Genomic DNA, 22,716 nt, shown 5'->3' with positions numbered 1-22,716 from the left:
TACCATGACAAAGTCTTCCAAAAGTAAGCAGCGACAAAAAATGCTGCATCATATTGGAGTTGCTCTTGGCCTTACCGGCCTCGGCATCTACTACCTTATAATTGATGCGTCCGGCTTCCTTGAATGGGCCACCAGTCAAGTCGATGAAGAATATGCAGGCTCAGCTTTAATGGTTGGCATTATGGTTAGCATGACCCCGGCGTTTCTTGTCTGGAAATATTACAACCGCTTCTTAGAACGCCGACTGGCAATCAAAGGCATTTACTATGAAGATAGTTTTTATAAAAAACCGGACGAAACAGACAAGAAATAGGCATTCTTCGGATATAGATACTCGAGCATCAGACATAAAAAAACACGCAATAGCGTGTTTTTTTTATGTACGGATTACTGACTACTTACAAATTCGCAACCCGGTTAAGACCAGCAATCGCAGCAACACGATAAGCCTCAGCCATAGTAGGATAGTTAAAGGTTGTATTAACAAAATAGTTAATCGTATTCGCTTCACCTTCCTGGTTCATAATCGCCTGACCGATGTGTACGATTTCTGAAGACTGATCTCCGAAGCAGTGAATACCCAGAATCTGCAACGTTTCACGGTGAAACAGAATCTTAAGCATACCTACCGGCTCACCGGAAATTTGCGCGCGGGCCGTATCCTTAAAGAACGCCTGACCTACATCGTAAGGCACTTTTTCTTCTGTCAGCTGCTCTTCAGTTTTACCAATAGAACTGATTTCCGGAATCGTATAAATCCCAGTTGGCACATCATTAATAAACCGGAAATCGTCAGCATTTAACATATCAGAAGACGCTGCACGCCCCTGATCTATCGCAGCAGAAGCCAGTGCAGGCCAACCAATCACATCACCACAAGCGTAAATACCTTCACATTCAGTGCGATAAAACTCATCAACTGTCAGCTGGCCGCGGCTATTTGCCTGCAGACCAACACTTTCAAGATTCAGCATATCGGTATTACCGGTACGACCATTACACCAAAGGAATGCATCTGCCCGAACTTTTTTACCAGACTCAAGTGTCAAAGTAACACCGCGATCATCAGCCACAACACTTTCGTAAGTTTCGTTATGACGAATCTTTACTGCACTGTTACGCAAGTGATAGCTCAGACTATCTGATATTTCCGCATCAAGGAACGACAACAAACGGCTCTGAGAATCAATCAGATCGACTTTGACGCCTAAGCCACTGAAAATTGAAGCGTACTCCGAGCCAATAACACCCGCACCATAAATAATCATGGTTTTAGGCGTATGCTCCAGGTTAAGAATAGTATCGCTGTTATAAATACGTGGATGAGCAAAATCGATATCGGCAGGAGAGTAAGGGCGAGAACCAGTCGCAATAACCACGTTCTTAGCGCGTAACCGCTCATCACCTTTTACCGTACCTTTGACTAATACCGTATTTTTATCTTCAAACTCTGCTTCACCGAAGAACAAATCTACCCGGTTACGAGCATAAAAGTTTGTCCGCATCATCACCTGATTAGAAATAACCTTTTCAGCGCGCTTTAATACTTTAGGAAAAGAGAACCAGCGTGGCTCGCCGATATCACGGAACATTGGGTTGGTGTTGAATTCAATGATCTGCTTAACAGAATGACGCAACGCTTTTGAAGGGATAGTACCTTTATGGGTACAGTTACCACCCACTGAATCCTGTACTTCTATAACCGCTACCCGACGCCCTTTCTTTGCGGAGTTCATCGCCGCACCTTCACCGGCAGGACCTGAGCCAATTACAATGACATCGTAGTCATATACAGCCATTACATTCCCCTATTCTGATTTACTTCAACACCGTAAATTAATACTTAACAACAAGTTAGCTAATGCTACGGCAAAACCTGTCAGAGCAAAACCCTGACACACTAACTGCGACACAAAAGCTTCGTGATACAGACTAATTACTTAACCTGATAACCCAGATCAGCTGTTTCGGTAGCAACGGACTGTTGCTTCTGCTGCTCAGTTTCACAAATCTCCTGATCACCACCGCACACATCACAAGCAGTATCCATGCCCAAAGCACTCATACCACCACAAGAACCGGTAATTGGCTTACCTTTTACAATGACACCAATTGCCATACCAGCAACCAGTAACAACATAATCACAATGGCTAAAACTAATTCCATCATCTTAATTCACCTGAAATATCTACGCGCTTCACAACATGCGTCACGCATTGTACTTAACTTCAACACAGCCGACACTGACCAGGATCACTCCACTAAATAAGTGGCAAAACCCGGTGTTTGTTTTTCAATAAATCCTGTGTCACTTTTAACGATAAACATGGCATCAATACCATTGGCTATCGCATATTCATAAGCCTTACGCTCCCCCATTACAGTAAAAGCTGTTGCTAAAGCATCTGCTTCCGCACAACTGGGGCGTAAAACAGTCACTGAAGCCAGTTTATGGTTAATCGGCCGGCCACTGGAAGGATCTATTGTGTGTGAAAAACGGACACCGTTTTCCTCGAAATAATTTCTGTAATCACCTGAAGTTGCCACTGCAATATCGCGCACACCGATAATTCGCTGTATCGCACGCTGACCGGAAACAGGACTCTCAATTGCAATAAGCCATGGCTCGCTATTCAACTTCAGACCTTTAGCACGTAACTCGCCGCCTATCTCAACCAGATAATTCATCACCCCATTGGCGTCCATTAACTGGGCAAGACGATCTACACCGTAACCTTTTGCAACCGCCGAAAGATCAATGTAGACCCCTTCTGAACGGCTAACACTCACATTTTCCGTATCAAGCGTAATTCGCTGAAAACCAACTTTACTTCTTAATTCATCAATTACTGACTGTTCTGGCGCTTTAGTTACACGACCATCAGGACCAAACCCCCAAAGATTCACCAAGGGCCCAACAGTCACATCAAACGCACCGCGGCTCGCTCTGCTTATATCCTGAGACAACTGCAATACATTAAACAACGGTTGCGAAATCTGTTGCTGCACATCGCCTTTAGCACGGTTAAGCAGGGAAAGCTCTGACTCAGCAATATATGTAGACATCGACTGATTCACTTCAATCAGTAACAAATCAGCTGCTGCATTTAACTCAGCAATCTGCTGCTTCACCTTTTCCGACTCAGCCACATCAGCTGCCAGCCACTTCACACTGTAACTGGTCCCCATGGTGCCACCGGCAAACCCTACCACTGTAGGCTCCGGTGTTTTTTCACAGGCCGTTAAAAACAAAACGGCCAGCAGCGAAGCTGCCAGCCGTATGATTACCTTATGATAATCTCGCATCATTAATGCTTATCCACCAAAGTCATCAAGCAAGATATTCTCAGGCTCAACACCCAGGTCTTCCAGCATTTTGATAACCGCAGAGTTCATCATCGGTGGTCCACACATGTAGTACTCACAGTCTTCAGGTGCATCATGATCCCGCAGATAGTTTTCGTACAACACGTTATGAATGAAACCGGTATATCCTTCCCAGTTATCTTCAGGCTGTGGATCAGACAAGGCTAAGTGCCACTTGAAGTTATCATTCTCACTTGCAAGCATGTCATATTCTTCACTGTAGAACGCTTCACGTAAGCTACGTGCGCCATACCAGAAAGACATTTTACGGCTTGAATTCAGTCGCTTCAGCTGATCGAAAATATGTGAACGCATTGGCGCCATACCAGCACCACCGCCGATAAACACCATTTCAGCATCGGTATCTTTAGCGAAGAACTCACCAAACGGACCGTATACACCGATCTTGTCACCTTCTTTCAGGCTGAACACGTAAGAAGACATTTTGCCTGGTGGAATACCGTCCGGACCACCTGGAGGCGGCGAAGCGATACGGATATTGAATTTAACAATACCTTTCTCTTCCGGATAGTTAGCCATAGAGTAAGCACGGATTGTCGTCTCATCAACCTTAGACACATAGCGCCACTGATCGAAACGATCCCAGTCCTCACGGTACTCTTCCTGGATATCAAAATCCTTGTAGTGTACTTCGTGCGGAGGACATTCCAGCTGAACATAACCACCGGCACGGAAATCAACGTTTTCACCTTCTGGCAGACGCAAAGTCAGCTCTTTGATGAATGTCGCAACGTTCGGGTTAGAATCAACTGTACATTCCCACTTCTTCACACCGAAGACATCATCTTCAACTTCAATCTTCATGTCCTGCTTTACAGCAACCTGACATGACAGACGCCAGCCTTCACGGGCCTGACCTTTAGTGAAGTGAGACTCTTCAGTAGGCAGCATACCACCGCCACCTTCTTCAACAATACATGAGCACTGTGCGCAGGTACCGCCACCACCACAGGCTGACGCCAGGAATACACCCTGACCCGCCAGTGTTTGCAGCAGCTTATCGCCTGCAGGCACCTGAATTGTTTTTTCCGGATCACCGTTAATTTCGATGGTCACGTTACCGCTGTTCACCAGCTTGGCACGGGCTGCCAGGATTACCGCAACCAGTGCAAGCACCACTGCGGTAAACATGACAACACCAAGAATAATTTCTGCATTCATCGCATTAATTCCTTTCGTTGTTCATGCAGCCGGTTAAAGCTGAACACCTGAGAAAGACATGAAACCAAGAGACATCAGACCAACAGTAATGAAGGTGATACCCAGACCACGCAGACCGTGCGGTACATCACTGTAACGCAGCTTCTCACGGATACCCGCCAGCGTAGCAATCGCCAACGCCCAGCCGATACCAGCACCCGCACCGTAGACCACACTTTCACCAAAGTTGTAGTCACGCTCTACCATGAACAGTGCAGCACCAAGGATTGCACAGTTTACGGTAATAAGCGGCAGGAAGACGCCCAATGCGTTGTATAACGCCGGTACATACTTATCCAGAAACATTTCCAGAACCTGTACCATCGCCGCGATTACGCCGATGTACGAGATAAGGCCCAGGAAGCTCAGATCTACATCCGGCATACCGGCCCACGCCAGTGCACCATCTTTCAGCAGATAGTTATAAATCAGGTTGTTTACCGGTACTGTAATCGTCAATACAACGATTACCGCAATACCCAGACCAATAGCTGTCTGTACCTTCTTAGAAATCGCCAGGAATGTACACATACCCAGGAAGAAGGCCAACGCCATGTTCTCAACGAATATCGCCTTTACCAGCAGGCTAATATAATGTTCCATTATGCTGCCTCCTTCTTAGTGTTAGACGCCATTTCGAATTCAGGCTTTTCAACCTGATCTGGGTAAGCAGTACGCAAAATCCAGATAAAGATACCAATCAGGAAGAAGGCACTTGGTGGCAACAGCAACAAACCATTGCTGTAGTACCAGCCGCCATCAGTAACCAGTGGCAGAATTTCGTAGCCGAATAGCTTACCGGAACCAAACAGCTCACGGACAAAACCAACACTCAGCAGAACCACAGAGTAACCCAGACCATTACCGATACCGTCCAGGAACGAGATGCCCGGTGGGTTCTTCATAGCAAAAGCTTCTGCACGGCCCATTACGATACAGTTGGTAATAATTAAACCAACGAATACCGACAGCTGTTTGGAAATCTCATAGGCATACGCCTTAAGAATCTGGTCAACCACGATTACCAGAGAAGCAATGATCGTCATCTGTACGATGATACGAATATTGCCAGGTACGTGATTACGGATTGACGAGATAAACAGGTTTGAAAATGCACAAACACTGGTTAACGCCAGACACATAACCACAGTAACCGACATGCTGCTGGTTACCGCCAGGGCAGAACATACACCCAAAATCTGCAGAGCAATTGGGTTGTTCTTAAATATAGGTGTCACTACGACTTCATTAGTCTTTGACATGATTAAACACCTCCCGCTTTCAGATTAGCCAGGAATGGTGCATAACCATTCTCGCCCATCCAGAACTGCACCAGATTCGACACACCTACGCTGGTCAAAGTCGCACCGGAAAGCCCGTCGACTTTATATTCAGCATCAGCGGTAGCTGCACCAACCTTACCTTTGATCACGGCAAGCTTAGGTGAATATGAACCTTCTGCATAAACAGACTTACCCTGCCACAGATTCTTCCAGACAGGATTATCCACTTCACCGCCCAAACCAGGGGTTTCAGCATGCTCATAAAAGCCAAAACCACCAACGGTATTCAAATCACCTTCAAGGGCAATGAAACCGTACAGCGTTGACCACAGACCATAGCCATGAACAGGCAGGATCAGTTTTTCGATTTCACCCTGATTTTCAACCATATAGACCGGCATATAGCGGGCCTGACGGCGAATACTGGCGATATCCTGATCAGCGGTAAGCTGAATAGACTGAGCCGGATCTTTTGCAGCCTGGCGGGCATCGTAACCCTCCACATCTACTGCATCGGTAAACTTGCCAGTTTCCATATCCAGGATACGGGTCGTGATTTGCTGAAACAGCTCATCGACGTTCTCGTTAGTACCGGTAATACCGGCTGCTGCCAGGATATTGGATTTACGGTCAAGGTCTTTGTTGGCCTGCTGGGCAGGACGCAACATAACAGCCGCTGCAGATACAATGATCGAACAGACCACACACAGCGAAACGGCAACGGTAAGCGTCTTACCAATGGTATCGTTAGAACTAGCCATTGCGTGCAATCCTCCGCTTGATGTTAGCCTGCATGACGAAGTTATCAATCAGCGGCGCAAAAAGGTTAGCGAACAGAATCGCCAGCATCATACCTTCTGGGAAAGCCGGGTTAACCACTCGGATCAACACAACCATAATGCCCACCAACGCACCGAAGTACCATTTGCCAACGTTTGTCATTGACGAAGATACCGGATCAGTTGCCATGAACATCATACCGAAAGCAAAACCACCCAATACGAAATGCCAGTAAAATGGCATAGCAAACATTGGATTAGAGTCGGAGCCAATCACATTCAACAGCGACGAAGTAGCAACCATACCCAGGAAAACACCGGCAACAATCCGCCAGGCAGCGATACGGGCAAACAGAATAACTGCACCGCCAATCAAAATCGCAAGGGTAGAGGTTTCACCAACAGAACCTGGGATAAAGCCAAGGAAAGCATCCATCCAGCTAACGCCCTGTGCCATGATCGCATCAACACCGCCCAGTGCAGCCAGACCCAGAGGAGTCGCACCAGAGAAGCCATCAACAGCTGTCCAGATTGCATCACCGGACATTTGCGCAGGATATGCGAAGAACAGGAATGCACGACCAGTCAGCGCCGGATTCAGGAAGTTCTTGCCTGTACCGCCAAATACTTCTTTACCGATGACAACACCGAAAGAAATACCCAGAGCCACCTGCCATAACGGAATCGTAGCTGGCAGAATCAGAGAGAACAGAATAGAAGTAACAAAGAAACCTTCGTTTACTTCATGCCCACGCTTCATGGCGAAAAGGACTTCCCAGAAACCACCAACCACAAAGGTCACGGCATAAATAGGCAGCCAGTATACAGCACCGTGGATAATATTATCCCAGACACTGTTTGCATCGAATCCGGTCAGAGCACCGGCAATCGCCCCGCGCCAACCTTCAACTTCGGTCATACCCAGCTCAGCCATACCCATGTTGGCTTGCATACCAACATTGTAAAGGCCCAACAGAATAGCCGGGAAAGTACACATCCAAACCAGGATCATCATACGCTTAAGATCAACCGCATCACGAATGTGTGCAGCAGCCTTAGTTACGTGGCCCGGCGTATAGAAGATGGTATCTGCAGCTTCATAAAGGGCGTACCAGTTTTCGTACTTACCACCTTTATGGAAATGCGGTTCCATCTTGTCGAGAATATTACGTAAGCTCATCTTCAGCCCTCTTTCTCGATCGTTGTCAGGTTATCCCGCAAGATCGGGCCATACTCGTATTTGCCAGGGCAAGCGAAAGTCATCAGCGCCAGATCTTCTTCATCCAACTCAAGACAACCCAGCGCAATCGCGCTCTCCATATCACCAACAACCAGCGCACGCAGCAACTGAGTCGGTAAAATATCCAGAGGCATCAGCTGCTCAAACTGACCAACAGGCAACATTGCACGCTCAGAACCGTTTGTAGTCGTGGTAAAAGCAAATTTTTTGCCTTTAGCAAGCACAGACGCAAACATATTCAATACAGAGAATTTATCGCTACCCGGAGTAATCCAGCCCATGAACTCACGCTCACGACCTTCCAGCAATACAGAAACCTGATTGGAATAACGGCCTAAATATGCATAAGCACCTTTAGCATGACGACCATTCAGGATAGAGCCGCTGATAACACGATTATCACCGCTAACCAGTCGACCTGCTGTCAGCTCTTCAAGATCAGCACCAACACGGGTGCGCAACAAAGTAGGCGCACTCACCTGAGGACCAGCCAATGCAACTACACGATCTGTAAACAACTTACCCGTTGTAAACAAGTGACCAACTGCAATTACATCCTGATAACCAATCGTCCAGACGGTCTTCTTTTCAGAAGCAGGATCCAGGAAGTGGATATGAGTACCGGCATTACCTGCCGGATGCATACCTGAAAACTCAGCAACATTAACACCATCAGCAGTCGGGACATCAGCACCTGCAGACTTGCACAGATGAACCTGAGCCAGTTTACCCAGCAGAGTCAGACCATTGCTGAAAGCGTCTTTCTGCTCAGCGATAATAACGGCCGGATCAGCCGCCAGTGGATTTGTATCCATCGCTGTTACGAAGATTGATGATGGTTTAGTACCCGGAGCAGGTACTTTGCTGAATGGTCGTGTCCGCAAAGCGGTCCACTGACCAGACGCGACCAGGTTTTCTTCAACCTGTTGCGCCGTTACAGATGCCAGTGCAGCAGCATCAAATTTAGCAAACTCTACAGCATCGTCGCCATCGATTTCGATAACAACAGACTGCAAAGCCCTTTTCTCACCACGATTAATCGCTTTAACTACACCTGCTGCCGGAGCAGTGTAATTAACGCCTACCGTTTTTTTGTCGGTAAAGATCACTTGACCGAGTTTAACCCGGTCTCCCGCCTTGACCAGCATCGTAGGTTTCATACCTATGTAATCGAAGCCGATCACGGCGACGGACTTTGCCTCAACAGCTGCAGATACAGCCTGTTCAGGAGCGCCCGTTATAGGTAGATCCAGACCCTTGTTGATCTTGATCATCCGCCTCACCCATTTCTATTATAATTTTTTCAGGACTCCGGCCCAAACCAGCTTTCTGATACACGACTATTTGCTCACTTTTCAGGCAAAAAAATAGCCGTACGCCAGGCTCTGATTTCAGGTGGAGCTATCCCAACCTTAAAACTGGTCTAGTATAAGGTTCAGCTGGTAATTTTTCTACAAAACCGTCTCCCAAACGCCGGTTTTAGATCACGAAACGAGCAACTCTTATATATCATTATGGAATATATTTATTCCATAATGATATATAAAATAGAATCCAAAAAAAACCGCCCAAACGGACGGCTTTTCGTATATTTCTTAGACAATTACGCTTCTTCGAGACGCGTCGCCTTAGGGAATGCAGGCAAAGTACACTGCGCCATGCGGTGTGCCATACGAATTACCTGACAGCTATAACCGAATTCATTGTCGTACCATACGTACAGTACGCAACGGTTACCTTCAGCAATTGTCGCCAGTGAATCAACAACACCTGCTGCGCGAGAACCAACAAAATCGCTTGAAACCGCTTCAGGAGAGTTGCTGTAATCAATTTGCTTCTGCAAAGAAGAATGCAGCGCCTGATGACGCAGGTAAGCGTTCATCGTCTCTTTATCAGCTTCTTTTTCAAGGTTCAGGTTCAGAATAGCCATAGAAACGTTTGGCGTAGGAACACGAATAGCATTACCCGTCAGCTTACCTTCAAGCTGAGGCAACGCTTTAGATACCGCTTTAGCCGCACCTGTTTCAGTGATAACCATGTTCAGACCCGCAGCGCGGCCGCGACGGTCACCTTTATGATAGTTATCAATCAGGTTCTGGTCATTGGTATACGCGTGAACAGTTTCTACGTGACCGTTAAGAACGCCGTACTCAGCATCAATTGCCTTCAGCACCGGAGAAATTGCGTTAGTCGTACAGGACGCAGCAGACAAAACAGTATCGCTGTCTTCGATATCGCCGTGGTTAACACCCATAACGATATTCTTCACGCCTTTACCCGGAGCAGTCAGAGCAACCTTAGCAACACCTTTAGACTTAAGGTGCAGAGACAGGCCGTCTTTATCGCGCCAGATACCAGTGTTATCCAGAACCAGTGCGTTCTTGATGCCGTGAGCAGTATAATCAACCTGATCAGGACCATCGGAGTAGATAACCTTGATCATATTGCCATTTGCAATGATCGCCTGGTTTTCTTCGTCAACACGAATAGTACCGCGGAAAGAACCATGCACAGAGTCACGACGCAGCAGGCTGGCACGCTTCTCAAGATCTTTCGCCGCTTTACCTTTACGTACAACAATTGCACGCAGACGCAAAGACTGACCACCACCGGTACGTTCAATCAACAAACGCGCCAGCAGACGACCGATACGACCAAAACCGTACAGTACAACATCTGTACCCTGGGCCACTTCACCACCGATAACCGGAGCAAGTTCTTCAGCCAGGAAGTCTTCCATAGTCGCGCCGTTACCTTCCTTACGGAATTTAACAGCTAGCTTACCCACATCAACGTGAGCGCTATGCACGTCCATTTTATCCAGCGCCTGAAGTACTGGGAAGGTATCAAAAACTGACAGTTCCTGATCTTCAACCTGACGCACAAAGCGGTGGGCCTTCAATACATTCACAACTGAACGTTTAATAATCAAGCGACCGTAAACAGACGCTTCGATGTTTTTATCACGATACAGACGACCCACCAGTGGGATCATCTCTTCAGCTAATGCTTCGCGACCTTTCCAGTCAGCTAACACTTGTTCTTGGCTCACGGCTTGCTCCAAAAATAGGCAATATAGAAAGTAGTCAAAATAGCAGTAAAGTTTGCTGGCCGGGATTATCCTCTAATCTCCCTCCCCGGGCAAATATGATTCGGGAATTTTTATAGTCAAAAGGTAGACTTGTCATAATTTAACTATGCTGACGAGAAAATAAGCCGAATCTTCTTCGCCCGGTTTTGTAGTAAATATACAAACCTTTTTAACTGCACTGACAACAACATATGTACATTTAGGAAATCCACCGTAACATAAGCAGCCTTTTATTATATTCAACAGGAAATAAGCACACGTGTTTGCAGCAGAATACCAGCTACCGGTAAAAGACGGCGATATCCGTCGCATAGGCTCACTCCACGGCAGTGCCCGCGGATTACTCATTGCTGATATTGCCGCCAAACATGACGGCCTGCTCCTGTGCATTACGAATGACACCGACACAGCTACACGCCTTGAAAGCGAAATAAGCTTCTTCAGCGCTGAACAGACACCTGCTCCATTACTGTTTGCTGACTGGGAAACACTGCCTTACGACAGTTTTTCGCCTCACCAGGACATTATTTCCCAACGAATAAGTACACTTTACAGCCTGCCACAGCTTACAAGCGGCGTACTGATCGTACCTCTCAGCACTTTAATGCACCGGATTGCACCAGCACGTTTTTTAACCGGTAACGCATTAATGCTCGACACCGGCCAGATTCTCGATGTCGACAAAATGCGCCACCAGCTCGCCGACGCCGGATACCGGCAGAGCGATAACGTGTACGAACACGGCGAGTTTACAATTCGCGGCTCAATCATTGATATTTTTCCGATGGGCAGCCAGCTTCCCTATCGTATTGACCTTTTTGATGACGAAATAGACACCCTGAGAACCTTTGATCCCGAGTCTCAGAGATCTCTGGATAAAGTAGACAGCATCCGTTTACTGCCCGCGAAAGAATTCCCGTTCGATGCCGATGCAATCCGTACTTTCAAACAGCACTGGCGTGAAACCTTTGATGTTGACTATAAACGCTGCCCAACCTATCAGGATGTCAGCGCAGGCATTACCCCTCCAGGTATCGAATATTATCATCCGCTATTCTTCGGCGAGAGCGCCACGTTATTTGACTACCTGCCAGACAACACTTTAGTACTGACTGAACATAATCTGGAACAGCATGCCGAACATTTCTGGCAAGAAGTCACTAACCGCTACGAAGAACGTCGCCACGACATTGAAAAACCAATATTGCCGCCCCAGCAGCTATTTTTAACCAGCCAGGACCTGTTCAGCACCCTCAAACCAGCACGTAGAATTCAACTGCAGGATGATGTGCTTGAAAGCAAGACTGGCCGCTACAACCTGAGCTGCTCTGAGCCTCCAAATCTGACCATCAATGCTCAGTTAAGCCAACCACTTGCTGATCTCAAAGCATTTCTGAAAACCACTGAAGAGCGCATACTTTTCTGCGCCGAATCAGCCGGGCGCCGCGAAGCCCTGCTAGAACTGTTTGCCCGCATTGAGCTGAAACCAGACGTTACTGACAACCTCGAAACGTTCGTAAACAGCGACACGCCCGTCTGCATTACTATTTACCCGCTGGAACAAGGTTTAGTACTGCCCGGCAAAATACAGCTTATCAGTGAAAACCAGCTATTCGGACAACAGGTATTTCAGCGCCGGCGCCGTAGCCGTGATCAGGAACAGTCTGATCAGGTCATTCGAAACCTGACAGAGCTGAACATTGGCTCACCCGTCGTCCATATAGATCACGGCGTTGGTCGCTATCAGGGATTAATTACACTAGACCTTGACGCACAGACTTCAGAATTCCTGATGCTGGAGTACGCCAATGAATCTAAACTCTATGTGCCGGTCGCATCCCTGCACCTGATTAGCCGTTACAGCGGCGCCGGCGATGACCTCGCCCCTCTTCACCGCTTAGGCACAGAACAATGGAGCAAAGCACGACGCAAAGCCGCTGAAAAGGTCCGTGATACCGCTGCAGAATTGCTCGACATATATGCCCGCCGGGCAGCCCGAAAAGGCTTTAAGTTCAGCTCACCTGATGAGCATTACGCCAGCTTCAGTGCAGCATTTCCGTTTGAAGAGACCGTTGACCAGGCCAATGCCATTCAATCTGTCGTAAAAGACATGACAGCCAAACAACCAATGGACCGCTTAGTATGTGGTGATGTCGGCTTCGGCAAGACCGAGGTTGCTATGCGCGCTGCATTTATGGCCGTACAAAGCAGTAAGCAGGTAGCAGTACTGGTACCGACAACGCTCCTTGCCCAGCAACACTTTGAAAATTTCAAAGACCGCTTTGCAGACTGGCCAGTCAACGTTGAACTGATTTCACGCTTCAGAAGCGGCAAACAAACTAACGCTGTTTTAGAAAACATGGCCGAAGGCAAAATAGACATAGTCATAGGTACACACAAGCTGATACAAAATGACATTAAATTTGCCGATTTAGGCCTGGTCATCATCGACGAAGAACACCGTTTCGGCGTACAACAGAAAGAGCGACTCAAGTCCCTGCGCTCAGAGATAGACATACTTACACTCACTGCCACTCCAATTCCACGCACACTGAATATGGCGATGTCTGGCATCCGCGATCTGTCGATTATTGCTACTCCACCGGCGAAGCGCTTATCTGTCAAAACATTCGTACGCCAATCTGACACTCCTCTGAAAAAAGAAGCCATCCTACGGGAACTGATGCGTGGCGGGCAGGTGTATTATCTGCACAACGAAGTCAAAACTATTGAGCAAACCGCTGAAGAAATTCGCGCACTGATTCCCGAAGCACGGGTCGGTGTTGGCCACGGCCAAATGCGTGAACGTGAACTGGAACAGGTCATGACCGACTTCTACCATAAGCGTTTCAACGTATTGGTCTGTACAACCATCATAGAAACCGGCATCGACGTACCGAACGCCAATACCATCATCATTGACCGGGCTGACAAGTTCGGGCTGGCGCAACTTCATCAACTACGCGGACGCGTGGGTCGTTCTCATCACCAGGCATATGCTTACATGATGACTCCGCACCCTAAAGCAATGAGCAGCGATGCACATAAGCGACTGGAAGCAATTGAGTCTGCTCATGATCTTGGTGCCGGTTTCACACTCGCAACCCATGATATGGAAATAAGGGGAGCAGGTGAATTACTTGGCGAAGGCCAGAGCGGTCAGATTCAAAGCATTGGCTTCTCACTGTATATGGAAATGCTCGAACAGGCCGTAGAGTCAATTAAAGAAGGTAAAACACCTAATCTCGAACAGCCTCTTAAGCAAGGCGTGGAAATCAATCTGCGCCTGCCAGCACTGATCCCGGATGACTATCTCCCCGATGTACATACACGTTTAATTATGTATAAACGGATCGCTAACGGTCGCAGTGAAACTGAACTGAAAGAACTCCAGATCGAAATGATCGACCGCTTCGGTATTCTGCCAGAACAAACTAAAAACCTGTTCCGGCAAACCCTGCTTAAACTTAGAGCCGATGCTTTAGGTATTGTAAAAATTGATGCAGGCAGCGAAACTGGACGCGTTGAATTTGCGGCGGATACTCAGGTAGACCCTTTCATTTTGGTTACTATGGTGCAGAAACAACCACATATGTACCGACTTGAAGGTGCCAGTCAGCTGAAGTTCACCTCCAACATGGATAAAATAGAACAACGCTTTAACTATATAGAACAATTGCTTACACAACTGGCCAAACAATCATGACAAGTAACGCTTTACGCCACATATTTCTTATTCTGAGCCTGACGCTATCATTCAGCGTCACTCAGACCTGGGCCGCCACCTCCAACTACAAAGTTGAAGTCATGGTATTCAGCTACCAGGGTAATGACACCCTGGATGATGAATCCTGGCCTGAAATCAACAGCATCCCTGAAGTATCAAATGCCCGCAGTCTTGGTTACAGAGAAAACGGCAGCGGCTATTTCACCAGACTTGGCCGCAACTCACTCAGCATGGCACGCCGTCAGGCTGCCCTCAGAAACAGCCCTGACTATCAGGTACTCTTTCACGAAGCCTGGATACAGCCTGTTGGCAGCGTAGAAGGCCGTCATACTATCCGCATCACCGGTGGCAGTATTTTAGATAATGGACTGTACGAGCTGGACGGCTACATCTCTGTCGATAAAGGTCGCTATCTGCACTTCCGTAACAACCTGTTTATTAACCGCCAACTGACAGCTTCACAAAGTCACCGAGTAGTCCGCATCAGCGATACGGTACCTGTTCAGGAAACAAACTTACCTGAAACTGTTTCAGGTGTATTTGGCGAAATACCAGAAACCACTGTCGTAAACGATATACCGGTGAATAATATTGTTGCCGACTTCCTGACTGTACAGATGGAAGGCGGGCGACGTATGCGCCGTGACGAAGTCCACTATATCGACCACCCTCTGATGGGCATTCTCGTATATATCACCGCTTACAAACCTGAAAGCTAATTCCTACATACCTGCTGGCCCCCAGCCAGCAGGATATTTTCTGCACCTACCTTCAACTATCCCATTCGCGACATCAGGCTACCAGCTACACACATCCTCACGTACAATTTATCGGCTAATCCATATCAGCTTCAATGAAGCATTTGCAGGCAGGTATTTATATGCAGCAACACCCTCTCTTCATTTACGGCAGCTTGCTGGACAAAGACATCCTTAGCGCTGTACTTGGCCGCACAGTAGATCCTGATATGGTATGCCCGGCCCGCCTGGCAGACTTCGCCACCCACACCTACCCAAACGAAAGCTTTCCACTCCTTAAGCCCAGCCCTGGAAACTTTGCCCGGGGTGAAGTGATATACGGTATGAGCCAAACCGATTTCGATCGTATTAATTTCTATGAAGGCGACGAATATGGATTTGGCGAACTGGAAGTAGAACTGGCAGACGGCTCTTTAATCACTGCAACCTTTAACCGCTCTGAGCCTCTGGAAGTAAATACCCCTGAATGGAACCTCACTTGCTGGCAACGCGATGAAAAACCCACCTTTATCATTATGTGTCAGCGCTACATGGCACTGTATGGCACCATGAGCATTGATGAAGCTGACGCCATCTGGCAACAACTTGTTACAGAAGACCAACAACGCAAAGCTCAATCCCGAAATAATTTAACACCAGACATGCACACTATTTCCCCGGACGGATCTGAAGAAAGTATTGAAGAGAGCCTTTAAATTATCACCTAAACAGCTTCCAGCATTTGCCTGTCAACGGGGCGTTGAGGTATAACGCCCCTATGAGTAAATCACACCAAGCGACGGCTTTAGCTACTTCAGCACTTACCGGATTACAGATAAACCTTCGCAGCTACGCCTCAGACACTAAGTCACATAGCCACGATTATCACCAGCTGGTACTGCCTGTTTCCGGCCATCTGGACATGCAAATAGATAACACTGGCGGCCAGGTTGATACTTATCAGGGCGCAATTATTGCTGCGGGTGCTGTGCACGAGTTTTCTGCAGAAGGCAGTAATCGCTTTCTGGTTGCAGATATACCTCAACAACTTGCCAGACAACTTGAACAGCTACCCGCCTTTATTGAACTTGATGCCAGCCTGTCGCACTACGTGCAGTTTCTGCACAGCCAGATAACCGCTAAGCAGCACACAAGCCAACAGCAAATGCTGCTATTGTTAATACAACTTCTTAACGAGCGCTTTAACACCCGGAGTACACCTGCTGACACACGCATTGATACCGCTAAGCAATATATTGACAGTCACTACGCAGAACGCCTGAGCGCCAATCAACTAGCACTGATTGCCAACCTGAGCCCCCGCCAACTGGGCCAGCTATTCAAGTCCCAAACAGGCATGACACCTCAGCAGTACTTATTAGAAAAACGTATGCAAACCGCCTGGTTCCTGCTTCACAACACCGATCAGCCAGTACAAATCATTGCAGACAAGGTCGGCTATCAAAACCTGGCAGCATTCAGTGATCGCTTCCGTAAACATTTCGGTCAATCTCCCCGCCATTTCCGTCAACACACTAAATAAACTCCGTTCCGGCAAAATCTTCCACCACTCTGGCAAAGTGCAACCCTGTTACCAAAGTTAAACTGGCGACACTCAACAGCTTTATCAGACAAAGAATATGACACAAAAGAAAGCCACCGTTATCGGTTTCAGCGCAATCTTGCTCTGGGGTACCCTCGCGTTTTTTACCAGCCTTACTGACGGCCTGATACCCCCCTTTCAGCTAATGGCCATGAGTTTCGGAATTGCGTTTTTACTGATGCTTAGCCGCTTTATAATTCAGGGCCATCTTGGGCTACGCCATTTGAAGCAACCAAAGCGAGTCTGGCTTCTTGGCATCGGCGGCTACTTTGGTTATCACTTTTGCTTTTTCAGCGCCATGCAACTAGCACCTGCCGTGGAAGTCAGCTTACTCGCCTATCTCTGGCCATTACTGATCGTATTACTCGCCAGCCTGCTACCAGGGGAGACACTGACACTGAAACATATCAGCGGTGCCCTGCTGGCACTATTCGGTTGCTGGCTACTCATCAGCAAGCCAGACAGCAATTTTGACAGCAGCTATCTCAATGGTTATCTGCTTGCTTTATGCTGCGCGGTAATCTGGTCTGGATACTCCGTACTAAGCAGACTCATCAGTAAAGTATCAACCGACACAGTCGCCTGGTTTTGCGCAGGCACATCCTTATTGGCTTTAATATGCCACCTTAGCTGGGAAACAACCGCATGGCCTGAACAGGCAACTCAGTGGGCAGGTATTATCGGCCTGGGAACAGGCCCGGTGGGCATTGCTTTTTTTACCTGGGATTACGGCATCAAGCGCGGCAACTTACAACTATTGGGCGTATTAGCCTATGCAGCACCACTGATATCGACACTGTTATTGGTAGCAACAGGATTGGCGGACGCCAGCTGGACATTAGCAGCAGCCAGCCTGACAATCGTGAGCGGCTCTCTGATTGCAGGCATCAGTCAAAAAAAGAGCGCACACTCGACCGAATAAACTACCTATTTTTAATTAACACTTAAAACAAATTGACCAATTTGAGTAAAGTTATGGCAATTAAGAATGGTTTGCCTCAGCTATATTTATTGCTTCTGATAAATGTAGCGTTCGAGTAGGGAAAGCAAAGTCGGCCCCATGCGATTGCACAATATCAATAATTTTACTCATTACATCCTGCTTAACTTCATGAAACTCAGCCCAGTCTGTCGTCAATGTAAAAGTATAAATAAAGAACTCCAGCGAGGACTCACCAAAACTATTCAGGTTCACCATGAGTGTTTTATTGGTATCTATATCCGGATGCTGCAGAAGCATTGATTTTACATCCGCTACTACAGATTTAATTCTGAACGCATCGTCATAACGTAAACCGATCGTTTCATAAATCCGTCGATTCGTCATACGGGATGGATTCTCAACAGAGATACTACTAAAGGTTGCGTTAGGCACATACAACGGACGTAAATCAAATGTACGAATACGTGTCTGACGCCAGCCAATATCTTCAACCGTCCCTTCAATATCCTGGTCTGGAGAACGAATCCAATCACCAACCTTAAAAGGGCCGTCCAGATAGACCATCAACCCACCAAAAAAATTGGCTAGCATGTCCTTAGCAGCAAAGCCGATTGCTAAACCACCAATACCACCGAAGGCCAGGACACCTGAAATACTGTAACCAAAACTCTGTAACACAACCAACAAGGAAGTTATAAAAATAGATGCTCGCAGCAGCTTCCCCATCGCTCCAACAGTCGTCTGATCCATAGGCTTACGAGTTTTATCCGGACTCACCAGAACTATCTCAGCACGACGAATAAACCGTGTCATAAACCAGGCAATCGCAACAATGACCAATACTCGCCGGACAGGATCGATAGCGCTCATGAAACTAGACCCTGTGCGGGAGTCTATGACAGTAAACACCCAACTACCGCCAATCACCCATATAATCAGGGCGACCGGTTTACGCGCAGCCAACAGAAGAAGGTCATCCCAAATGTTCCGGGTTTTCGTGAGCTGCTCTGCTAATCGATTAAAAAAACGATTAGAAATAAAGTTCGCCAGCATTGTTAAAAAAACAATACTAAAAACCAGTACAACCCAGTTATTATCGACATGGCCAGTAATCAGATCTTGCCACCATTGCTCAAAAGCAATCATTTTAGCCTCCAACATCTGTAACGCTTAATCTGCTTTTAAGAGTTGATCAGCTTAGCCGCCACATCTGCAGCAGCCTGCCAGCGATCATCAGCACGCAGGACATCTAACTTCGGCTGCTGGCGAGCTAGCATTCTAGTGATACGCTCTGATCCCTGATGTTGAATTTCGTTCAGATAATCCCGCACCTGCAATGCCGCCGAACGATCATTACAGACCAGCAACATGTCACAACCAGCAGTCAATGCACGCTCAGCACGCTGCCGGTAATCACCTGCAACACTTGCACCTTCCATAGTCAGGTCATCACTAAAAATCACACCATCAAAGCTCAGCTCACTGCGCAACACTTGCTGCAACCAGTGCTCAGAGAAACCTGCCGGATGCTGATCAATCTGTGAATAAATCACATGCGCTGGCATTACCGCATCAAGACCACTCTTAATCAGCTCTCTGAACACATCCATATCCTGCGCATCTATCTCTCCCATTACACGCTCATCACAGGGAATCTCATGGTGAGAATCAGCCGCTACCCAGCCATGACCCGGATAATGCTTACCCGTGGTCGCCATACCGGCCGCATGCATACCTGAAATAAATGCTGTACCCAAAGCAATTACATCCTGCTTCGACTCAGCAAAAGCCCGGTCACCAATAACCTCACTGCGGCCAAAATCCAGATCCAGCACTGGCGCAAAACTAATATCCACACCATAAGCAAGCAACTCACTAGCCATCAACCAGCCAAGCTGCTGCGCCATCTCACAGGCACGCTCAGGCTCCGTGGTATACACCTCACCTAACTTACCCATAGGCGGAATACGTACAAATCCATCCCTGAAACGCTGCACCCGACCACCTTCCTGATCAACTGCAATCAGCATCTTAGGGTTACAGCTACGAATATCTTTTACCAGCGCATCCAGCTGTTCACATGATGCAAAATTACGGGCAAATAGAATCAGGCCGCCCACCTGAGGATCTTTAAGCAACTGACGATCTTCATCGGTCAGACTCAGGCCTTCCACATCAAGCATTAAACAACCAGACATATATTTCTCTCTTATCAACTCAGCCACACCAGTCTGACGCACAGAGCCAAAACCAGCATATAAACAGATTCAAAACAGGATATTAGCAAAGCCAGAACGGCTTCACAGCTGTTATTCAAGGATATTTACAGACGTGCCGACCGGCACCTTAGCGAAGAGCTCTGTCACATCAGAGCAGCGCATCCGGATACAGCCGTGTGACAAAGGAATGCCCATTGGCTCAATATCAGGTGTGCCGTGGATATAAATATAGCGCTGCATTGTATCGACGTTGCCGAGTCGGTTTTCCCCAGGCTCCAGCCCGCTTAGCCATAAAATCCGGCCAAGTATCCAGTCCCGTCCCGGATGCGCCACAGCTAACTCTGGCGTATACAACTCAGTCGTAAAACGCCTACCGACAAACACTGCATTGGAAGGTAAACCAACTCCCACCTTTGCCCGTATATAATGAGCACCCAGCGGGGTTTTTCCGCTATTTTTTGCGCTACCCGTTCCATTAAGAGCCGTGGAAACCGGATACTCAGCCAATAGCTGATCAGTATCGCTATACAAACTCATGGTTTGCATAGCGACAGAAATACTTAACCGCATATCAGATACGTGTAAAAGGTGCGTTGTCAGCTCTTGCACTGAAACCGGCAACCAGCACCGGAATCATCCTATGCAAGGTTTTCTCGATCTCAGCTGAACGCTCATACTCGCGCATCTCAATAGCCACCAGAGTTTGAAAGTTAGATAAGGTAAATACAACCGAACCTAACAGGAAGTGAAGCCGCCAGAAAAACTCACTGTCATCCATAATGGCCGCGTCACGTTTTAACAAATTAATAAAAGCAACAAAATGCTGTCCGTAACGATTAACCACATCATCACGTAACTCTTCCTGATTCTTCATATAAAGAAGCTCAAGTAAACGCATGAATACTGGCAGCGCATATTGCTGCGACTTACCCAGCTTCAGCAATGTACGCATCAGCATTTCCAGCAAGTCTTCCAACATAATGGTGTTATCGGGATTATCTGCCAACTGCTGCTCAATATTCTCACTGAGGCTGGCAGCCAGTGGAGTAAGATACTTATCCGCAACGGCAGTGATCAGGCCTTTCTTGGATCCGAAGTGGTAATTGACAGCTGCAAGATTCACATTTGCCGCACTAGTTATCTGACGCATGGTTGTTTCGGTAAAACCCTGCTCAGCGAATAAAGCTTCTGCTGCTACTAAAATTTTTCGTGCTGTTGCAGATTGGCGCATCAACAACCCCTATGACTAATCGTTTCCTGTTACAGTTCCTTTGCATTGTTTCAAACAAACGGGACAAATGTATAATCCCGTTGCGACTATTCCCTGTTTTTCTTAACCAAAATGGTTACTTAGCTAAAAGCCTAACATTGGTAAGCCTGCCCAGCCACCGTACTAATAAAGAATCTGCTGTTTTAATCGACATATCTGACAAACGTTCCTGCAGGTTCTTCTTATATTCATAGCGTACTGTAAACACATCTGCATCCTGACAAGCAGCAATCAGGTATTCATCACTGGTTTGCAACTCATCTACTAAATTGACATCCAGTGAACGACGTCCAAACCAAACCTCACCCGTTGCGACCTTGTCCAGATCCACCTGTGGACGGAACTCACCGACAAATTCTTTAAACAAAGTGTGAGTATCTTCCAGATCTTCAACAAACTTCTCACGACCCTTCTCAGTGTTTTCACCCAGCACAGTCATCGTGCGCTTGTACTCACCTGCCGTCAGTATTTCGTAATCGACATCGAACTTTTTCAGTAAGCGGTGGAAGTTCGGTATCTGTGCAACTACACCTATAGAGCCCAAAATGGCAAAAGGAGCTGCAATAATTTTATCTGCCAGACAAGCCATCATATAACCGCCGCTGGCCGCTACTTTATCCACGCATACCGTCAACGGGACGCCCTTACGTTTAATACGCTCAAGCTGCGACGCGGCCAGACCATAGGTATGCACCATGCCGCCCGGACTTTCCAAACGAACAACCACTTCATCTTTTTCTGTTGCCAACGTCAGGATAGCGGTAATTTCTTCGCGCATTGGCTCCAGCTCAGATGCTTTGATGTCACCATCAAAATCAATCACGAACACCCGACGGCGATCTTCCTCTTCCGGTTGTTCGGCATTTTTAAATGCTTTCTTGCGGGCTTTTGCTTCCCGCTTCAATTTCTTCTTTTCTGCCTTTAACTGCGCTTTATAAAGATCACTGTCCAGGACAGCTTCTTTTAACGCATCTTCCATATCTTCGAGGGTGTCATTCAGGCTGTCTATATTCAGCACCCCTTCACCACTGCTCTTATTACGACTACTTAAAGCCGCTATACCGGCAATCACAATAATAATTGCAGCAACAACCGTCACTGACTTAGCTAAAAACAAACCGTAATTGGCAAAAAAATCGACCACCGTCATCTCCCGCAGCATCGAAACAAAGAAAAATAAGCGCCGCTAATGTACCATAGCCCTTTCTGCTATTCGATTATAATTACAGTGAAGCT

At 47.2% G+C, this 22,716-nt stretch carries 21 protein-coding genes; 6 read left to right on the top strand and 15 right to left on the bottom strand.

Annotation, left to right across the window (positions count from 1 at the left end; translation table 11 throughout):
* The first annotated feature begins 4 nt into the window (after window positions 1-4).
* Window positions 5-313, top strand: a complete 309-nt coding sequence (locus tag OCU49_RS09135) for a hypothetical protein (RefSeq protein ID WP_261844670.1) — start codon at window positions 5-7, stop codon at window positions 311-313.
* Window positions 314-398: 85 nt separating this feature from the next.
* Here OCU49_RS09135 and sthA read toward each other — a convergent pair whose 3' ends face one another.
* The 10 genes from sthA to OCU49_RS09085 all read right to left on the bottom strand — a co-directional run bounded on the left by sthA (window position 399) and on the right by OCU49_RS09085 (window position 10,942).
* Window positions 399-1,799 (bottom strand): Si-specific NAD(P)(+) transhydrogenase, encoded by a 1,401-nt coding sequence (sthA, locus tag OCU49_RS09130; RefSeq protein WP_261844669.1) that lies wholly within the window; start codon window positions 1,797-1,799, stop codon window positions 399-401.
* A 137-nt stretch (window positions 1,800-1,936) separates the two neighbouring features.
* On the bottom strand, window positions 1,937-2,170 hold the full coding sequence (gene nqrM, locus OCU49_RS09125; RefSeq protein ID WP_261844668.1) for a (Na+)-NQR maturation NqrM: 234 nt from the start codon (window positions 2,168-2,170) through the stop codon (window positions 1,937-1,939).
* An 84-nt stretch (window positions 2,171-2,254) separates the two neighbouring features.
* Window positions 2,255-3,310 carry an FAD:protein FMN transferase gene (locus OCU49_RS09120; protein WP_261844667.1) on the bottom strand — a complete coding sequence of 352 codons (1,056 nt, stop codon included), beginning with the start codon at window positions 3,308-3,310 and terminating at the stop codon, window positions 2,255-2,257.
* A 6-nt stretch (window positions 3,311-3,316) separates the two neighbouring features.
* Window positions 3,317-4,549: an NADH:ubiquinone reductase (Na(+)-transporting) subunit F gene (gene nqrF / locus OCU49_RS09115; protein ID WP_261844666.1), complete on the bottom strand. Its 1,233-nt coding sequence runs from the start codon at window positions 4,547-4,549 to the stop codon at window positions 3,317-3,319.
* A gap of 33 nt (window positions 4,550-4,582) precedes the next feature.
* Window positions 4,583-5,191 carry an NADH:ubiquinone reductase (Na(+)-transporting) subunit E gene (gene nqrE / locus OCU49_RS09110; RefSeq protein ID WP_261844665.1) on the bottom strand — a complete coding sequence of 203 codons (609 nt, stop codon included), beginning with the start codon at window positions 5,189-5,191 and terminating at the stop codon, window positions 4,583-4,585.
* A complete protein-coding gene (locus OCU49_RS09105) occupies window positions 5,191-5,850 on the bottom strand; it encodes an NADH:ubiquinone reductase (Na(+)-transporting) subunit D (RefSeq protein WP_261844664.1) in 660 nt (219 codons plus the stop codon). Before OCU49_RS09105 ends, nqrE begins: the two co-directional genes overlap by 1 nt.
* A 2-nt stretch (window positions 5,851-5,852) precedes the next feature.
* A complete protein-coding gene (locus OCU49_RS09100) occupies window positions 5,853-6,632 on the bottom strand; it encodes a Na(+)-translocating NADH-quinone reductase subunit C (RefSeq protein WP_261844663.1) in 780 nt (259 codons plus the stop codon).
* A complete protein-coding gene (locus OCU49_RS09095; protein ID WP_261844662.1) occupies window positions 6,625-7,830 on the bottom strand; it encodes an NADH:ubiquinone reductase (Na(+)-transporting) subunit B in 1,206 nt (401 codons plus the stop codon). Before OCU49_RS09095 ends, OCU49_RS09100 begins: the two co-directional genes overlap by 8 nt.
* 2 nt (window positions 7,831-7,832) lie before the next feature.
* Window positions 7,833-9,164 (bottom strand): Na(+)-translocating NADH-quinone reductase subunit A, encoded by a 1,332-nt coding sequence (locus OCU49_RS09090; protein ID WP_261844661.1) that lies wholly within the window; start codon window positions 9,162-9,164, stop codon window positions 7,833-7,835.
* 329 nt (window positions 9,165-9,493) lie between these two features.
* Window positions 9,494-10,942, bottom strand: coding sequence for a glyceraldehyde-3-phosphate dehydrogenase (locus tag OCU49_RS09085; RefSeq protein WP_261844660.1), 1,449 nt, complete (start codon window positions 10,940-10,942; stop codon window positions 9,494-9,496).
* 298 nt (window positions 10,943-11,240) lie between these two features.
* Here OCU49_RS09085 and mfd point away from each other — a divergent pair, with 298 nt between their 5' ends.
* The 5 genes from mfd to yddG all read left to right on the top strand — a co-directional run bounded on the left by mfd (window position 11,241) and on the right by yddG (window position 17,970).
* Entirely contained in the window at window positions 11,241-14,687 is a 3,447-nt protein-coding gene (gene mfd, locus OCU49_RS09080) for a transcription-repair coupling factor (protein WP_261844659.1), read from the top strand.
* Window positions 14,684-15,427 (top strand): CsiV family protein, encoded by a 744-nt coding sequence (locus tag OCU49_RS09075; protein ID WP_261844658.1) that lies wholly within the window; start codon window positions 14,684-14,686, stop codon window positions 15,425-15,427. The genes mfd and OCU49_RS09075 overlap by 4 nt, the downstream gene beginning before the upstream one ends.
* A gap of 161 nt (window positions 15,428-15,588) precedes the next feature.
* On the top strand, window positions 15,589-16,161 hold the full coding sequence (locus tag OCU49_RS09070) for a gamma-glutamylcyclotransferase family protein (RefSeq protein WP_261844657.1): 573 nt from the start codon (window positions 15,589-15,591) through the stop codon (window positions 16,159-16,161).
* 62 nt (window positions 16,162-16,223) lie between these two features.
* Complete coding sequence (locus tag OCU49_RS09065; RefSeq protein ID WP_261844656.1) at window positions 16,224-16,988, top strand: helix-turn-helix domain-containing protein; 765 nt, start codon at window positions 16,224-16,226, stop codon at window positions 16,986-16,988.
* A 97-nt stretch (window positions 16,989-17,085) separates the two neighbouring features.
* Entirely contained in the window at window positions 17,086-17,970 is an 885-nt protein-coding gene (yddG, locus tag OCU49_RS09060; RefSeq protein WP_261844655.1) for an aromatic amino acid exporter YddG, read from the top strand.
* Between the two features lie 60 nt (window positions 17,971-18,030).
* Here yddG and OCU49_RS09055 read toward each other — a convergent pair whose 3' ends face one another.
* From OCU49_RS09055 to sohB, 5 genes are all read right to left on the bottom strand, one after another.
* Window positions 18,031-19,137, bottom strand: coding sequence for a mechanosensitive ion channel family protein (locus OCU49_RS09055; RefSeq protein ID WP_261844654.1), 1,107 nt, complete (start codon window positions 19,135-19,137; stop codon window positions 18,031-18,033).
* A 35-nt stretch (window positions 19,138-19,172) separates the two neighbouring features.
* Window positions 19,173-20,189: a beta-N-acetylhexosaminidase gene (nagZ, locus tag OCU49_RS09050; protein ID WP_261844653.1), complete on the bottom strand. Its 1,017-nt coding sequence runs from the start codon at window positions 20,187-20,189 to the stop codon at window positions 19,173-19,175.
* A 111-nt stretch (window positions 20,190-20,300) separates the two neighbouring features.
* Complete coding sequence (locus tag OCU49_RS09045; RefSeq protein WP_261844652.1) at window positions 20,301-20,780, bottom strand: L,D-transpeptidase; 480 nt, start codon at window positions 20,778-20,780, stop codon at window positions 20,301-20,303.
* A gap of 1 nt (window position 20,781) precedes the next feature.
* Window positions 20,782-21,441 carry a TetR/AcrR family transcriptional regulator gene (locus OCU49_RS09040; protein ID WP_261844651.1) on the bottom strand — a complete coding sequence of 220 codons (660 nt, stop codon included), beginning with the start codon at window positions 21,439-21,441 and terminating at the stop codon, window positions 20,782-20,784.
* Between the two features lie 115 nt (window positions 21,442-21,556).
* Window positions 21,557-22,624, bottom strand: coding sequence for a protease SohB (sohB, locus tag OCU49_RS09035; RefSeq protein WP_261844650.1), 1,068 nt, complete (start codon window positions 22,622-22,624; stop codon window positions 21,557-21,559).
* Window positions 22,625-22,716 lie beyond the last annotated feature (92 nt).

Source organism: Aliamphritea ceti (assembly GCF_024347215.1).
GTDB classification, from domain to species: Bacteria; Pseudomonadota; Gammaproteobacteria; order Pseudomonadales; family Balneatricaceae; genus Amphritea; species Amphritea ceti.
Note: the sequence above shows the minus strand (reverse complement) of the source record. Positions and strands in the feature narration are given on the sequence as shown.

What these genes read in the sequence shown, in the direction of transcription:
- yddG (WP_261844655.1), top strand. Translation starts at nt 17,086, where the DNA reads ATGACACAAAAGAAAGCCACCGTTATCGGTTTCAGCGCAATCTTGCTC.
- OCU49_RS09065 (WP_261844656.1), top strand. Translation starts at nt 16,224, where the DNA reads ATGAGTAAATCACACCAAGCGACGGCTTTAGCTACTTCAGCACTTACC.
- OCU49_RS09045 (WP_261844652.1), bottom strand. Translation starts at nt 20,780, where the DNA reads ATGCGGTTAAGTATTTCTGTCGCTATGCAAACCATGAGTTTGTATAGC.
- nqrF (WP_261844666.1), bottom strand. Translation starts at nt 4,549, where the DNA reads ATGAATGCAGAAATTATTCTTGGTGTTGTCATGTTTACCGCAGTGGTG.
- nqrE (WP_261844665.1), bottom strand. Translation starts at nt 5,191, where the DNA reads ATGGAACATTATATTAGCCTGCTGGTAAAGGCGATATTCGTTGAGAAC.
- OCU49_RS09055 (WP_261844654.1), bottom strand. Translation starts at nt 19,137, where the DNA reads ATGATTGCTTTTGAGCAATGGTGGCAAGATCTGATTACTGGCCATGTC.
- OCU49_RS09090 (WP_261844661.1), bottom strand. Translation starts at nt 9,164, where the DNA reads ATGATCAAGATCAACAAGGGTCTGGATCTACCTATAACGGGCGCTCCT.
- OCU49_RS09095 (WP_261844662.1), bottom strand. Translation starts at nt 7,830, where the DNA reads ATGAGCTTACGTAATATTCTCGACAAGATGGAACCGCATTTCCATAAA.
- nqrM (WP_261844668.1), bottom strand. Translation starts at nt 2,170, where the DNA reads ATGATGGAATTAGTTTTAGCCATTGTGATTATGTTGTTACTGGTTGCT.
- OCU49_RS09120 (WP_261844667.1), bottom strand. Translation starts at nt 3,310, where the DNA reads ATGATGCGAGATTATCATAAGGTAATCATACGGCTGGCAGCTTCGCTG.
- nagZ (WP_261844653.1), bottom strand. Translation starts at nt 20,189, where the DNA reads ATGTCTGGTTGTTTAATGCTTGATGTGGAAGGCCTGAGTCTGACCGAT.
- OCU49_RS09105 (WP_261844664.1), bottom strand. Translation starts at nt 5,850, where the DNA reads ATGTCAAAGACTAATGAAGTCGTAGTGACACCTATATTTAAGAACAAC.
- sthA (WP_261844669.1), bottom strand. Translation starts at nt 1,799, where the DNA reads ATGGCTGTATATGACTACGATGTCATTGTAATTGGCTCAGGTCCTGCC.
- OCU49_RS09070 (WP_261844657.1), top strand. Translation starts at nt 15,589, where the DNA reads ATGCAGCAACACCCTCTCTTCATTTACGGCAGCTTGCTGGACAAAGAC.
- OCU49_RS09040 (WP_261844651.1), bottom strand. Translation starts at nt 21,441, where the DNA reads ATGCGCCAATCTGCAACAGCACGAAAAATTTTAGTAGCAGCAGAAGCT.
- OCU49_RS09135 (WP_261844670.1), top strand. Translation starts at nt 5, where the DNA reads ATGACAAAGTCTTCCAAAAGTAAGCAGCGACAAAAAATGCTGCATCAT.
- OCU49_RS09100 (WP_261844663.1), bottom strand. Translation starts at nt 6,632, where the DNA reads ATGGCTAGTTCTAACGATACCATTGGTAAGACGCTTACCGTTGCCGTT.
- OCU49_RS09075 (WP_261844658.1), top strand. Translation starts at nt 14,684, where the DNA reads ATGACAAGTAACGCTTTACGCCACATATTTCTTATTCTGAGCCTGACG.